Origin of the sequence: Streptomyces parvulus (genome assembly GCF_014648855.1) — a bacterium.
GTDB lineage: Bacteria > Actinomycetota > Actinomycetes > Streptomycetales > Streptomycetaceae > Streptomyces > Streptomyces parvulus.
Genome location: NZ_BMRX01000014.1, coordinates 79,199 through 93,346, shown reverse-complemented (window position 1 = coordinate 93,346; position 14,148 = coordinate 79,199). Strand labels below are relative to the sequence as shown.

Sequence of the window (14,148 nt, the reverse complement as noted above, 5' to 3'; positions counted from 1 at the left end):
GCGCCTGCCCCGTCCCCGACCGGATGGGCAGGCGCCGTCGCATGTGTCAGGGCGCCCGGTAGGCGTCCCCGTACACCTCCCACTCCAGCGGCGTCTCCAGCTTCAGGTTCCCGGCCGCCAGGAACCGGCGCTGGGCCGTGTCGACGCGGGAGGTGTCGATGCCCGGGCGCTTGGCCTCCATGGCCTGGCGGCGGACGTCGAGGAAGGCCGCCAGATAGGCCTTCTCGGAGCCGTCCCTGGCGGGTGTCCGCGCCTGCGCCATGGCCCGCTCGCGCAGCCCGTAGAAGCCCTCGGCGTCCGTGTCCGGGCCGTGGAAGACCATCGCGTCGTAGTACACGAACTGGCCCAGCGTGCCGAGGCCGTCCAGCTTGGCGAGGCGGACCGCCGGGTCGAAGTAGACCCGGTCCCGCTCCTCCTCCTGTGCCTCGCGGAACGCGGGGACCTCCGCCTCCGCCCGCCAGGCCGCCGTGAACCCCGGGTCCAGGCCCTCGTGGGAGTCGGTGCCGTCGACCTCGCGCAACGCCGGCAGGTAGGCGGCGAGGCCGTTGTCCGGGTCGGCCTCGGTGTAGCGCTCGACCAGGGTGAGCAGGTCGTGGGTGCCGGTGCAGAAACCGATGATGCCCGCGGTGTACCCGTCCCCGTCCCCGAGGTCCTCGATCGTGCCGTACGCGGTGCGCCACTCGGTGGTCGAGTTCTCGGCGCTGGACACCAGCCGCTGGGCCAGCTCCTTCTTGGCCGGCGCGGCGAGCCCCGGCGGCAGCCCGGCGATCAGCGCGTCGTCCGCCGCCCGCTCCCGCTCGGCCCGGCCCTTGGCGTCCTCGCGCGAGGTGGGGGCGGGCGCCGCGGCCGCGGGTTCCGCGCCGCCGCCGGATTCCCCGGGGTCCGCCGGCACCACGAAGTACACCCCCGCGGCGATCAGGGGAACGGCCCCCAGAAGCAGCACACCGGCACGTCTCATCGCGGGAAACCTCCGCCTGTAGGTACGGCGCTCCGCGCGCCGGGATCATGGCCGTCACCGCCGGTGGGGACGGCGGCGAACAAAATAGCGAACGCCGGTGGACGGCCCGGTCGGCGGGGTGCGCGGTGCCGTAGTCTCGGCAGCCGGAAGCCGTGTGCCGGGGACGACGGGGGAGTACGGATGGCCGCGATCAGCCTGACCAAGGTGCGCGAGTCGGCGCCCGCGCTGGTGGACCCGTACCTGAGCGCCGGGGTGTCGCTCGCCAAGCACGGGCTGGAGGGGACGCGGGCCGCGGTCTACCTCGTCGTCGACTACTCCGGTTCCATGAAGCCGTACTACAAGGACGGCAGCGTGCAGGCCCTCGCCGACCGGGTGCTCGGACTCTCCGCGCACCTCGACGACGACGGCACCGTGCCGGTGGTGTTCTTCTCCACGGACGTCGACGCGGTCACCGAGATCGCGCTCGCCGACCACGAAGGGCGGATCGAGCGGATCGTGGCCGGACTCGGGCACATGGGGAAGACCAGCTACCACCTGGCCATGGACGCCGTCATCGACCACTACCTCGACAGCGGCGCCCGCCACCCCGCCCTGGTCGTCTTCCAGACCGACGGCGGACCGGTCAACCGGCTCGCGGCGGAGCGCTACCTGTGCAAGGCGGCCCCGCTGCCGCTGTTCTGGCAGTTCGTCGGCTTCGGCGACCCGGGCAGCCGGCAGTTCGAGTACCTGCGGCGGCTCGACGAACTGGGCGTGCCGCACAAGCGGGTCGTCGACAACGCCGGCTTCTTCCACGCCGGCCCCGACCCGCGGCGGACCACCGACGCCGAGCTGTACGACCGGCTGGTGGGCGAGTTCCCCGCGTGGCTGGCGGCCGCACGCGCGCAGGGCATCGTACGGCCGTAGCGGACGGGGCGAGGCGGGGTCAGTGGCGCAGCGAGAAGCCCAGCACCACCTCCGCCGACACCTCGACCGCGCCCGGCGCCAGGGCGCCCGCCCCGCCGCCGCCGGCCTTGGCGGCGCGGAAGTGCGCGAAGGGCTCCGCCTCCACGTCCTGGATGTGCAGCACCGGGCCCAGCCGCACGTCCGCCGCCTCCGCGTACACCTGCGCCTTGCGCCGGGCGACGGCCACCGCGCGGCGCCGCGCCTCGTCCCGCAGCGCCTGCTCGTCGAGCACGTCGAACTCGACGCCGTCGATCCGGTGGGCGCCCGCGTCGACGATGTCCGTGATCAGCCGCTCCAGGTCGTCCAGCGCCCGCGTCTCGACCGAGTACGAGGCCTGGCACCGGTAGCCGAGGAGCCTGCGCTCACTTCCGTGGCCGTCGTACTCCGAGCTGAGCCCCAGCCGGGAGCCGGAGACCGCCGCGTCCGGCACACCGTGCCGCCGCAGGACCTCCCGCAGCCGCGCGACGGCCGCTCCCGCCTGCTGGAACGCCCGCTCCGGCGAGGACTCCAGCACGTCCACGGCCGGCTGCACCCGCGCCAGTCCCGGCTCGGCCCGCACCGTGCCGGTGCCGGACACACTGACGCCCCAGGGCTCTTCGATGGCCTTTGTCATACCGGCATTGAAGCAGGGACGGCCCTGTCAGGTGTCGCACTCCAGCACCGTCCGGCACAGCCCGCACCGCGCCCGCACCCGTCCGCGCACCGGCACCCTGATCCGCTGGTGGCAGGTCGGGCAGGGGAACGACACCCGCAGCGGTCCGCGCTCCTGCGGCGCGAAGCGGTAGGGCACGTCCGCCGCCTGCCCCGCGGCGGGCGCGTCCTGCGCGTGCCGGCGCTCGCGCGCGTACCGGCGGCGGCCCGCCCAGCCGGCCGCGGTCAGCGGCGGCTGCTGCTCGTCCTGGCGGGCCCGCCGCATCCCCTTGCCGTACGCCGTGTAGGCCTGCGGACTGGTGAACCACACCGACGGGTCCTCGCCGAACGCCAGCGCCCGCTTGGCCAGCACGTACCCGAACTCCTCCGGGGTCAGATACCCCAGCTTCTGCGAGGACGCCGCGTCCTGACGGTAGGCGTCCAGGAGCAGCCAGCCGGCGCCCAGGTAGGTCGTCGCGGTGTCGGTGAGGATCTCGTTGTCCCGGGTGCCGGGGAAGGACAGGTCGAGGCGGTGCAGGTAGACGTGCATCACCTCGTGCGCGAGGGCCGCGCCGATGTCCCGGCGATGAGTGCGGAACCGGTCGTTCAGCTCGATGAAGTACTCGGGGCCCGCCGTGAGTTCCACGTTCGCCGCGTGCGTCATCTCGCGAAACGAGACGATCATGCGGGCGTCGGGCAGCCGGTAGTGCCGCACCAGCTCGTGGGCCACCCGCTGCGTGCCCAGGTACAGGTCGTCCGTGTCGCAGAAGGCCACGTCCGCCGGGGCCACGCTCGCGGAGAAGGTCCGCACGGTGTCGTACGACAGCCGCCGGTACAGCGCGGTGACCGCCTCCCGCACCGTCTCCAGGTGCGGGAAGCCGTGCTCGACCGGTCCGCCGTTCGCCACGCCCGACCCCCAAGACGCGTGGACGCCGTGTCCACTCCGAGAGGACTCCCACCACGACTGTACGGCGTTCAGCGCCTGAGACGGTCTGCGCCCGCGGCGGCCGCGCCCTTAGGGTTGGCGCCCATGACCACCAGCAGCACCGGTACCGATGGAGTCGACCCCGCCGTCCGCGAGGAGCTGACCCGGCTGCGGGACAGCATCGACAACATCGACGCGGCCGTCGTCCACATGCTCGCCGAGCGCTTCAAGTGCACCCAGCAGGTCGGCCACCTCAAGGCCCGCCACCAGCTGCCCCCCGGAGATCCGGCCCGGGAGGCGAAGCAGATCGCCCGGCTGCGCGCCCTCGCCGAGAGCGCCAAGCTGGACCCGGCGTTCGCCGAGAAGTTCCTGAACTTCATCATCGCCGAGGTGATCCACCACCACGAGCGCATCGCGGAGAGCTCGGCCTCCGGCTGACCCGGCGACCGCGCCCCCGCCCGCCGGGGGCGCGCGCCGGACATTCTCCGCGTAGCGAACCGCCCCTGTGCCCTGCCGACGGCATCAGGCAGCATGTCGTGCATGTCCGTACTGACGCGCGACGAAGCGCAGACCCGTTCCCGGCTCCTCGACGTCCACCACTACGCGATCGACCTCGATCTGACGGGTGGGGACGAGACCTTCGAGTCCCGTACCGCCATCCGCTTCACGGTCCGCGGCGACACGGACAGTACGGACACCTTCGTCGAGGTCAAGCCCGCCGAGCTGCGCGGCGTCACCCTGGACGGACAGCCGCTGGACCCCGCGGCCCTCGACGACAACCGGCTGACGCTGAAGGGCCTGGCCCCCGGCGAGCACGAGCTGCGCGTCGAGGCGGCCATGCGCTACTCCAGCACCGGCGAGGGCATGCACCGCTTCACCGACCCCGCCGACGGTGAGACCTACCTCTACACCCAGCTGTTCCTCGACGACGTGCAGCGCGTCTTCGCCGCCTTCGACCAGCCCGACCTCAAGGCCGTCTTCGACCTCGCCGTCACCGCCCCCGAGGGCTGGACCGTGCTGGCCAACGGCGTCACCGAGCACACCGGCGACGGGCGCTGGACGGCGGCCACCACCCCGCTGATCTCCACCTACCTGGTCGCCGTCGCCGCCGGCCCCTGGCACTCCGTGCGCACCGAGCACCGCGGCCTGCCCTTCGGCATCCACTGCCGCCGCTCGCTCGCCCGCCACCTCGACGCGGACGCCGGAGAACTCCTCGACGTCACCCGCGCCTGCTTCGACCGGTACCACGAGAAGTTCACCGAGCCCTACCCCTTCGACTCCTACGACCAGGCCTTCGTCCCCGAGTTCAACGCCGGCGCCATGGAGAACCCCGGGCTGGTCACCTTCCGCGACGAGTTCGTCTTCCGGTCCGCCGTCACCGACACCCAGCGGCAGACCCGGGCCATGGTCATCGCCCACGAGATGGCCCACATGTGGTTCGGTGACCTCGTCACCCTCCGGTGGTGGGACGACATCTGGCTCAACGAGTCCTTCGCCGAGTACATGGGCTACCAGACCACCGCCGAGGCCACCCGCTTCACCGACACCTGGACCGACTTCGGCGTCACCCGCAAGGCCTGGGGCTACGACGCCGACCAGCGCCCCTCCACCCACCCCGTCGCCCCGGAGAACGTCGGGGACACCGCCTCCGCCCTGCTCAACTTCGACGGCATCTCCTACGCCAAGGGCGCCTCCGCCCTGCGCCAGCTCGTCTCCTGGCTCGGCGAGAAGGACTTCCTGGCGGGCATCAACATCCACTTCGAACGGCACAGGTTCGGCAACGCCTCCCTCGGCGACTTCATCGACTCCCTCGCCGCCGCCACCGACCGCGACGTCCACGCCTGGGCGGACGCCTGGCTGCGCACCACCGGCGTCGACACCCTCACCCCGCGCGTCACCGGGGACAACGGCGGCCGCCTGCTCGACGTCGACCGGGCCGGCCGCCGCCCGCACCGCGTCGCCGTCGGCCTCTACGACCGCGACCTCACCGACGAGGGCCGCCTCACGCTGCGCGAACGCCTCGACGTCGACCTGCCCCAGGCCGGGCCCCGGCCCATCGGCAAGCTCCCGGCCCTGGTCGTCCTCAACGACGGCGACCTCACCTACGCCAAGGTCCGCTTCGACGCCGAGTCCTTCCGGACCCTGCGCGAGGGCCTGTCCGGGCTGCCCGACCCGCTCACCCGGGCCGTCGTCTGGAACGCCCTGCGGGACGCCGTGCGCGACGGCGAGCTGCCCGCCGGCACCTACCTGGACATCGCCCGCGCCCACCTGCCGCACGAGACCGACCTCGCCCTCGTCGACGGCGTCCTCGCCTTCGCCGCCGGCCAGGTCGCCGACCGGTATGTCGACCCCGGGCGACGGCCCGCCGCGCTGTCCACCCTCACCGAGCTGTGCCGCGACCTCATCCGCCGCACCGAGGACGGCGACCACCCCGGGCTGCGCCTCATCGCCGTGCGCCACCGCATCGCCACCGCCGCCCACCCCGACACCATCGCGGCCTGGCTCGCCGACGGCACCGTGCCCGGCGGCCCGGAGCTGGACCCCGAGCTGCGCTGGCGCATCCTCACCCGCCTCGCCGTCCTCGGCGCCACCGACGAGGCGGCCATCGCCGCCGAATTCGCCCGCGACCCCAGCGCCACCGGCCAGGAGGGCGCCGCCCGCTGCCGCGCCGCGCTGCCCGACGCCGAGGCCAAGAGCCGGGCCTGGGAGGCCATGTTCGCCACCGACGACCTCTCCAACTACCTGTTCACCGCCACCGCCCAGGGCTTCTGGCAGCCCGAACAGGCCGACCTGGTGCGGGACTACGTACCCCGCTACTACGCCGAGGCCGTCGCGGTCGCCGCCCGCCGCGGCCCCGCCATCGCCGACGCGGCCGGCCGGTGGGCCTTCCCCGGCCACGCCGTCGACGAGACCAACCTCCGCCTCGGGCGCGAGTGCCTCGCCGACGCCGGGCCGATCCCCGCCCTGCGCCGCAAGCTCGCCGACCAGCTGGACGACCTGGCGCGGGCGCTGCGGGTGCGGGAGGCGGACCCGCGCTGATCCCCTGCGCGGCCGGTCCCACCCGGAGGGGGACCGGCCGCGGGCGTACACCCTTTCGGGTGTGATCGTTGGGCTGTCCGGGCGTACTCACGCGTTCGCGTCCAAGCTGGAGCTCCCAGCCCCCGCGCCCCCGTGGACAGCTCCCTGGAAGGACCCGCCCCGCGATGAACGCCACCGCGCCCGACGACGCCCCCCGCGACCTCGTGGGCATCGGCATCGGCCCCTTCAACCTCTCCCTCGCGGCCCTCGCCGACCCCTTGGCCGGCCTCGACGCCGTCTTCTACGACCAGCGCCCCGCCTTCCACTGGCACCCCGGCCTGCTCATCGAGGGCGCGCGCGTGCAGGTGCCCTTCCTCGCCGACCTGGTCACCCTCGCCGACCCATCGAGCCCCTACAGCTTCCTCAGCCACCTCAGGGCCAGAGACCGCCTCTTCCCCTTCTACTTCGCCGAGCAGTTCCACATCCGGCGCGCCGAGTACGACGCCTACTGCCGCTGGGTCGCCGAGAGCCTGCCCTCGCTGCGCTTCCACCACCAGGTCGACGCCGTCCGCTGGAACCCCGAACGCGGCCTGTTCGAGGTCGACTACACCCAGCTCGGCGCGGAGGGCGAGGCCGAGGCCCTCGGCCGCACCCACGCCCGCAACGTCGTCCTCGGCGTCGGCACCGAACCCGACGTCCCGGACCCGCTGCGCCCCCTCGTGGACGCTCCCGGCGCGCCCGTCCTGCACGCCGCCGACTACCTCGACCACCGCGAGGCGCTGCTCGCCGCCGGGCACGTCACCGTGATCGGCACCGGCCAGTCCGGCGCCGAGATCTTCCTGGACCTGCTCCGCCACCGGCCCGCCGGCCGCGAACGGCTGCACTGGCTGGGCCGCAGCGAGGCGTTCGCCCCCATGGAGTACTCCAAGCTGGGCCTGGAGCACTTCACCCCCGACTACACCCGGTACTTCCACGGCCTGGCCGAACCCGTCCGCGACCGCCTCGTCGCCGCCCAGTGGCAGCTGCACAAGGGCATCGACGCCGCCACGGCCGCCGACATCCACGACGAGCTGTACCGCCGCACCCTCGGCGGCGGCTGGCCCGACACCGTCCTCACCCCCGGCGTGCACGTCCGCACCGCCGGCCGCGTCGCCACCACCCGGGTCGAACTCCACCTGGAGCACGCCGAGCAGAAGACCCGCTCCCGCCTCACCACCGACGCGGTCGTCCTCGCCACCGGCTACCGCGAGCGCCCCCTCGGCCGCGTCCTGGCCGGCCTCGACCCCTACATGCGGCGCGACAGCCGCGAGCGCCCCCGCGTCGACGACCGCTTCCGCCTCCTGCTCGACCCCTGCGTGAGCGGCTCCGTCTACGTCCAGAACGCCGAGACGCACACCCACGGCGTGGGCGCCCCCGACCTCGGCCTCGCCGCCTGGCGCAGCGCGACCATCCTCAACGACCTCACCGGGCAGGAGCCCTACCCCCTGCCCGGCCGCACCGCCTTCACCACCTTCGGGCTGGAGCAGGGCCGGCCGCAGATCCCGTCCGCGCGCCGGCCCGTCGCGCTCACCCCCCTGGTGGACGGAGTCTGAGGCCCGCCCGGCACCCCGGGATCAGAACACCGGCACGCCGTCCCGCGTCAGCGACCAGTCCACGGACGCGAAGTCCTTCGGGTCCAGCACGCCCTTCGCCGTCACCCACTCGGCGATGCGCGTGCGGATCTCCGTCGACTCCGCCCACAGCTCCGGGGCCGACGCCACGTGCGGGAAGGCGCCGCCCCCGTTGGCCCGGTAGTTGTTCACCGCCAGCACGAACCGCTGTTCGTCGGCGAGCGGAGCGCCCGCGTGGGCGAGGTTCCGGATCCGCGACCCGGGCGCCTGCGCGATGTCGATCTCGTACGTCAGCCCCGACACGTAGTCGTAGTTGTAGTCCGGGCGGCCGCCGGCGTTGGTCAGCTTGTCCACGTCCACCGCCGCCCCGGCGGCCGTGCGGACGTAGTACTCCGCCGAGTACTCCAGGTACGCCCGCACCTGCGCGCCGGTCAGCACCTTCGCGACCAGCGTGTTGTCGTACACGTACAGGCCCGACAGGTCCCGGATGGTCACGTCGCCGGCCGGGATCTGCGAGGTCCGGGAGAAGGGCGAGGCCTGTGCCAGCACCGGCAGCTCCGCGTACTCCGTGCCCTTCAGGGCCTCCCGGACCACGTCCTCCTGCACCTTGGTGATCAGGTCGATGATCGGGGCGTCCTTGTACCGCGCCTCCACCGTCGTCAGCACCTCGGTGGCGGTGCCGACGACCTGGTTGACGTACGCCACGACCTTCTCGTGCTCGTCCGTCAGCAGCCGGGTGATCCTCGGGTCGTCGGCGACCGTGTTCGTGTTGCGCAGCGACGCCTGCACCGACTCGACGCGCCACCGGCCCCGCTCGAAGGCCAGCTCGAAGTCGAACAGGGTGAGCCGCTCGGCGTAGCACAGCGGCTCCGACAGGACGACGGTCCTCCCGGTCTCCTCGTTGACGACCCTCAGCTCCGCGATCTCCTCGTGCGCGTGCCCGACGAGGATCGCGTCGATGCCCGGCACCCGCTTCGCCACGTCGGCCGCCGCGTTCTCGACGTACGGCAGCTGGTCGCCGTAGGAGGAGGTGCCCGAGGAGCCGGAGTGCGCCGAGACGACGACCACGTCGGCGCCCATCGAGCGCAGCTTCGGCACCCACTTCGCCGCCTGCTCCTCCAGCCCCGGGAAGGCGAGCTTCCCCTGCACGTACGCCTTGTCCCAGATGGCGATGCCGGGGTTGGTCAGGCCCAGCACGGCCACCTTGACCGGCGGGGCGCCCTTCACCCGGAAGGTCTTCATGAAGTACGGCGGGAAGGCGGGCCGCAGCGTCTTCGCGTCGACCGCGTTCGCCCCGAGCAGCGGGAAGTCGCACTGCTCCTCGAACCTGCGCAGCGTCTCGATGCCGTAGTTGAACTCGTGGTTGCCGAGCGCCACCGCGTCGTACCCGATCGCGTTCATCGCCCGGGCCATCGGATGCACCGGGCCGCCCTTGGCGGTGATCGGGTCCACCTTCGCGTAGTAGTACGTCAGCGGCGTGCCCTGGATGGTGTCGCCCGCGTCGATCAGCAGCGTGTTGCGGCGGCCCTTCTCCTCGCGGACCCGGTTCACGAGCGCGGAGATCCGGGCGAGGCCCTGGGCGTTGCCCGCCGCGTCCGTGTACTCGGCGTCCTTGAAGTAGTCCCAGTTGAAGACGTGGCCGTGCAGGTCGGTGGTGCCCAGCACGGTCAGCGCGTACCGCTTGGGCCGGCGGCCGCCCCGGTGCCCGGCGGGCGCCGCCTCGGCCGCCGGGACAGCCGCCGCGCCGGCCAGCGCGACCCCCGCCCCCGTCACGGCGGACCTGCTCAGGAACTTCCGGCGGTTCAGCGGCATGGCGGGATCTCCTTGACGGCACGGCATCAACAACGCGCGTAGATTCCTGCGTGATCGCCTCGCCTGTCAACAGGGGGTCGCTCAATTGCCCGAAAGGCGCGATAAGAACCGCCCGGAATGCTCATCGGAGCGCCCCGGCGCACAATTCAACACTTGTCAATAGCCCTTTACTCAAAGGTTGTTGAGTGGTCATACGTGGCCAATTCACTACCCGTCGGTAAGTCATAGGCTCGACCCATGCGCCGAGCAAAGATCGTCTGCACCCTTGGGCCCGCCACCGACTCGTACGACCAGATCAAGGACCTGGTCGACGCCGGAATGGACATCGCCCGCTTCAATTTCAGCCACGGCACCCACGCCGAGCACGAAGAGCGTTACCGCCGTGTCCGGAAGGCGTCCGACGAGACGGGCCGCAGCGTCGGCGCCCTCGCCGACCTTCAGGGTCCGAAGATCCGCCTCGGCCACTTCGGTGAGGGTCCCGTACTCCTTGAACGCGGCGACAGCTTCACCATCACCACCGAGGAGGGCGTCGCCGGCGACCGGCACGCCTGCGGGACCACCTACGCCGGTCTCGCGGCCGATGTCACCCCGGGTGAGCGCGTCCTCGTCGACGACGGCAAGGTCTGCCTGGAGGTCACCGGCGTCGACGGACCCCGCGTCCGCACCACGGTGATCGAGGGCGGCATGGTCTCCGACCACAAGGGCCTCAACCTGCCCGGCGTCGCGGTGTCCGTCCCCGCCCTGTCGAAGAAGGACGAGGACGACCTGCGCTGGGCCCTGCGCAGCGGCTTCGACGTCATCGCGCTGTCCTTCGTGCGCAGCGGGCGGGACATCCTTGACGTGCACCGCATCATGGACGAGGAGGGCCGCCGCCTCCCCGTCATCGCCAAGGTCGAGAAGCCGCAGGCCGTGGAGGACATCGAGGGCATCGTCGCGGCCTTCGACGGCATCATGGTCGCCCGCGGCGACCTGGGCGTCGAGATGCCCCTGGAGCAGGTGCCGATCGTGCAGAAGCGCGCGGTCAAGCTGGCGAAGCGCAACGCCAAGCCCGTCATCGTCGCCACCCAGATGCTCGACTCGATGATCGACAACGCCCGGCCCACCCGCGCCGAGGCCTCCGACGTCGCCAACGCGGTCATCGACGGCACGGACGCGGTGATGCTGTCCGGCGAGACGAGCGTCGGCAAGCACCCGACCGACACGGTGCGCACCATGGCCCGGATCATCGAGGCGGCCGAGGAGGACATCCTGGCCAAGGGCCTGCCCCCGCTGACCGAGCACAGCAAGCCCCGCACCCAGGGCGGCGCGGTCGCGCGGGCCGCGGCGGAGATGGGCGACTTCCTCGGCGCGAAGTTCCTGGTGGCCTTCACCCAGTCCGGCGACACCGTCCGCCGCCTCTCCCGCTACCGCTCGCCCATCCCGCTGCTCGCCTTCACGCCGGAGCCGGCCACCCGCTCGCAGCTGAGCCTGACCTGGGGAGTGGAGACCTTCCTGGGCCCGCACGTGGACTCCACGGACGCGATGGTCGACCAGGTGGACGAGCTGCTGCTCAAGTACGGCCGCTGCGAGAAGGGTGACGTCGTGGTCATCACGGCCGGCTCGCCGCCCGGGGTCTCGGGTACGACCAACCTGGTGCGGGTGCACCGCATCGGGGAGGACGACCGCTGAACGGGTGCTCCGGCGGATGCGGGCCGGACATGAGGGATGCCTTCGAAATGAAGGTAAAGTGCCCCGGGTGGGACTCGAACCCACACTGAATGCCTTTTGAGGGCATCGTCTCTGCCGATTGGACTACCGGAGCCTCTTCGAACCGAAGGTGAGTGTAGCCCCTCGGTGACTCAAAGATACAGGAGCTAGGTAGGCTCTTGTCAGCGGTACCCCTGCCCCGAACTAGGAGCTCACGTGACCTCCCCCGAGTCGCCCCAGCCCGTAGACGTGCCCGACGACGACAAGTCGCACGTGCCTCCGCTGACGACCCGTGTCGTCATCGCCGAGGACGAGGCGCTCATCCGGCTGGATCTCAAAGAGATGCTGGAGGAGGAGGGTTACTCCGTCGTCGGCGAGGCCGGGGACGGGGAGCAGGCCGTGGAGCTGGCCCGCGAGCACCGGCCGGACCTGGTGATCCTCGACGTGAAGATGCCCAAGCTGGACGGCATCTCCGCGGCCGAGAAGATCGCCGAGGAGAGCATCGCGCCGGTGCTGATGCTCACCGCGTTCTCCCAGCGCGACCTGGTGGAGCGGGCCCGGGACGCGGGTGCCATGGCGTACCTGGTGAAGCCGTTCAGCAAGAGCGACGTCGTCCCGGCGATCGAGATGGCCGTCTCGCGGTTCACGGAGCTGCGGGAGCTGGAGAAGGAGGTCGCCGACCTCAGCCAGCGCCTGGAGACCCGGAAGCTGGTGGACCGGGCCAAGTCGGTGCTCCAGACGGAGTACGGACTGACCGAGCCGGCCGCCTTCCGCTGGATCCAGAAGACCTCCATGGACCGCCGGATGTCGATGCAGCAGGTGGCCGAGGCCGTCATCCAGGACGCCGAGGAGAAGAAGGCGGCCAAGGGCTGACACCCCGCACGCACGAGAGGCCCGCACCCCGAGGGGGCGCGGGCCTCTCGCTTGCGCGGAGGGTGTCAGTCCTCGCCGAGGTAGGCCTTGCGGACCGACTCGTCGTGCAGCAGTTCCCGCCCGCTGCCGGACAGGACGATGCTGCCGACCTCCATCACATGGCCGTGGTCGGCCAGCGACAGCGCCGCCTGGGCGTTCTGCTCGACGAGCAGGATGGTGGTGCCCTGGGACTTCAGCTCGGCGATCGTCTGCATGATCTTCTGCATCATGATCGGGGAGAGGCCCATGGAGGGCTCGTCGAGCATGAGCAGCTTGGGCTGGGACATCAGGGCGCGGCCCATGGCGAGCATCTGCTGCTCACCGCCGGACAGGGTGCCCGCCGCCTGCTTCCGGCGCTCGCCGAGGATCGGGAACAGGTCGTAGGCGCGCTGGATGTCCTTCTCGATGCCCGCGCGGTCGCTGCGCAGGAAGGCGCCGAGACGCAGATTGTCCTCGATCGTCATACGGGGGAAGATGTGCCGCCCCTCGGGCGAGTGGGCGAGCCCCATGGAGACGATCTGGTGCGCCGGCACCTTCTTGAGCGACTTGCCACCGAACTTGATCTGACCGCCGACGGGCTTGAGCAGGCCCGACAGCGTGCGCAGGGTGGTGGTCTTGCCGGCGCCGTTGGTGCCGATGAGGGTGACCACCTCACCGGCGTCGACCTTGAAGGAGATGCCCTTCACGGCCTCGATCTTGCCGTAGGCGACGCGGAGGTCCTCGACCTCGAGCAGTGCGGTCATCGGTCGTTCTCCTTGCCGGCCGAGGTGTCCGAGGAGGCGTCGGCCTGGGCCGCCTCGGCGGCCTCCACCTCGGCGGCCTCCGCGGCACCGGGGTCGTTCTCCAGGGGTTCGCCGAGGTAGGCGGCGATGACGCGCTCGTCGCCCTGCACGGTCGCGCTGTCGCCCTCCACGAGCTTCTGGCCCTGCACGAGGACGGCGACGCGGTCGCAGAGGTTGAAGATGAACCGCATGTCGTGCTCGATGACGAGGACCGCGATGCCCTTGTCGCGGATGGCGAAGACCAGTTCCTCGGTGGCCCGCGTCTCCTGCGGGTTCATGCCGGCCGTCGGTTCGTCCAGGAGCAGCAGCCCCGGCTCGCTGGCGAGGGCGCGGGCGATCTCCAGCTTGCGCTGCTCGCCGTAGGGCAGGTTGCGCGCGAGGTGGTCGGCCTTGCTCGCCAGGCCCACGAACTCCAGCAGCTCCTCGGCGCGTTCGCGGGAGGCCTTCTCCGCCCGGTGGAAGCCCGGTCCGCGCAGGACGGCCGACCAGAAGCCCTCCTTGGTCCGCGTGTGGCGGCCGACGAGGACGTTCTCCAGCACCGTCATGTTGGAGAACAGGCGGATGTTCTGGAAGGTGCGGGCGATGCCGGCGGCGGTGACCTTGAAGGACTTGGCCGGCAGCACCCGGTCCTTGTAGCGGACCTCGCCCTCGGTCGGGATGTAGAGGCCGGTCAGGCAGTTGAAGAAGGTGGTCTTGCCGGCGCCGTTGGGGCCGATCAGACCGACGATCTCCCCGCTGTTGACGGTGAGGTCGACGTTGTTCACCGCGGTCAGTCCGCCGAAGCGCATGGTGACGCCGCGCGCGTCGAGGACGGTGGTGCCGGGGGCGGGGGCGCCCGGGGCGGTGTCCCTGGTGGTGGTGTCGGTGGTCATG

Annotated in this window: 12 protein-coding genes and 1 tRNA gene; 6 read left to right on the top strand and 7 right to left on the bottom strand. The window is 71.8% G+C overall.

The genetic code is table 11. The annotated features are described in order from the left end of the window. Positions 1 to 46: 46 nt before the first annotated feature. A complete protein-coding gene (locus tag IE108_RS26605; protein WP_064727378.1) occupies positions 47 to 958 on the bottom strand; it encodes a chitosanase in 912 nt (303 codons plus the stop codon). Positions 959 to 1,138: 180 nt separating this feature from the next. Here IE108_RS26605 and IE108_RS26600 point away from each other — a divergent pair, with 180 nt between their 5' ends. After that, on the top strand, positions 1,139 to 1,861 hold the full coding sequence (locus IE108_RS26600; RefSeq protein WP_064727377.1) for a vWA domain-containing protein: 723 nt from the start codon (positions 1,139 to 1,141) through the stop codon (positions 1,859 to 1,861). Positions 1,862 to 1,880: 19 nt separating this feature from the next. Here the strand turns inward: IE108_RS26600 and IE108_RS26595 are convergent, their stop codons facing one another. Continuing rightward, positions 1,881 to 2,513 (bottom strand): SIMPL domain-containing protein, encoded by a 633-nt coding sequence (locus tag IE108_RS26595; protein ID WP_064727376.1) that lies wholly within the window; start codon positions 2,511 to 2,513, stop codon positions 1,881 to 1,883. 27 nt (positions 2,514 to 2,540) lie between these two features. Continuing rightward, positions 2,541 to 3,437 carry a hypothetical protein gene (locus IE108_RS26590; protein WP_064727375.1) on the bottom strand — a complete coding sequence of 299 codons (897 nt, stop codon included), beginning with the start codon at positions 3,435 to 3,437 and terminating at the stop codon, positions 2,541 to 2,543. A 123-nt stretch (positions 3,438 to 3,560) separates the two neighbouring features. On the opposite strand from IE108_RS26590, the gene IE108_RS26585 reads away from it, so the two are divergent. The 3 genes from IE108_RS26585 (at position 3,561) to IE108_RS26575 (ending at position 8,065) form a co-directional block, all read left to right on the top strand. Continuing rightward, entirely contained in the window at positions 3,561 to 3,893 is a 333-nt protein-coding gene (locus IE108_RS26585) for a chorismate mutase (RefSeq protein ID WP_064727374.1), read from the top strand. 102 nt (positions 3,894 to 3,995) lie between these two features. After that, entirely contained in the window at positions 3,996 to 6,494 is a 2,499-nt protein-coding gene (gene pepN / locus IE108_RS26580) for an aminopeptidase N (protein ID WP_064727373.1), read from the top strand. A gap of 164 nt (positions 6,495 to 6,658) precedes the next feature. Further along, entirely contained in the window at positions 6,659 to 8,065 is a 1,407-nt protein-coding gene (locus IE108_RS26575; RefSeq protein WP_064727372.1) for a lysine N(6)-hydroxylase/L-ornithine N(5)-oxygenase family protein, read from the top strand. A 21-nt stretch (positions 8,066 to 8,086) separates the two neighbouring features. On the opposite strand, the gene IE108_RS26570 is transcribed toward IE108_RS26575, so the two are convergent. After that, positions 8,087 to 9,895, bottom strand: a complete 1,809-nt coding sequence (locus IE108_RS26570; protein ID WP_064727371.1) for a bifunctional metallophosphatase/5'-nucleotidase — start codon at positions 9,893 to 9,895, stop codon at positions 8,087 to 8,089. Positions 9,896 to 10,132: 237 nt separating this feature from the next. On the opposite strand from IE108_RS26570, the gene pyk reads away from it, so the two are divergent. Continuing rightward, entirely contained in the window at positions 10,133 to 11,563 is a 1,431-nt protein-coding gene (gene pyk, locus IE108_RS26565; RefSeq protein ID WP_064727370.1) for a pyruvate kinase, read from the top strand. Positions 11,564 to 11,622: 59 nt separating this feature from the next. Here the strand turns inward: pyk and IE108_RS26560 are convergent. Then, positions 11,623 to 11,696, bottom strand: a tRNA-Leu gene (locus IE108_RS26560). Positions 11,697 to 11,797: 101 nt separating this feature from the next. On the opposite strand from IE108_RS26560, the gene IE108_RS26555 reads away from it, so the two are divergent. Beyond that, positions 11,798 to 12,454, top strand: a complete 657-nt coding sequence (locus IE108_RS26555; RefSeq protein ID WP_064727369.1) for an ANTAR domain-containing response regulator — start codon at positions 11,798 to 11,800, stop codon at positions 12,452 to 12,454. A gap of 65 nt (positions 12,455 to 12,519) precedes the next feature. Here the strand turns inward: IE108_RS26555 and IE108_RS26550 are convergent, their stop codons facing one another. Both IE108_RS26550 and IE108_RS26545 read right to left on the bottom strand, forming a co-directional pair. Then, positions 12,520 to 13,236 carry an ABC transporter ATP-binding protein gene (locus IE108_RS26550; RefSeq protein WP_064727368.1) on the bottom strand — a complete coding sequence of 239 codons (717 nt, stop codon included), beginning with the start codon at positions 13,234 to 13,236 and terminating at the stop codon, positions 12,520 to 12,522. Continuing rightward, positions 13,233 to 14,147, bottom strand: coding sequence for an ABC transporter ATP-binding protein (locus IE108_RS26545; RefSeq protein ID WP_064727367.1), 915 nt, complete (start codon positions 14,145 to 14,147; stop codon positions 13,233 to 13,235). Before IE108_RS26545 ends, IE108_RS26550 begins: the two co-directional genes overlap by 4 nt. Between the last annotated feature and the right edge of the window lies 1 nt (position 14,148).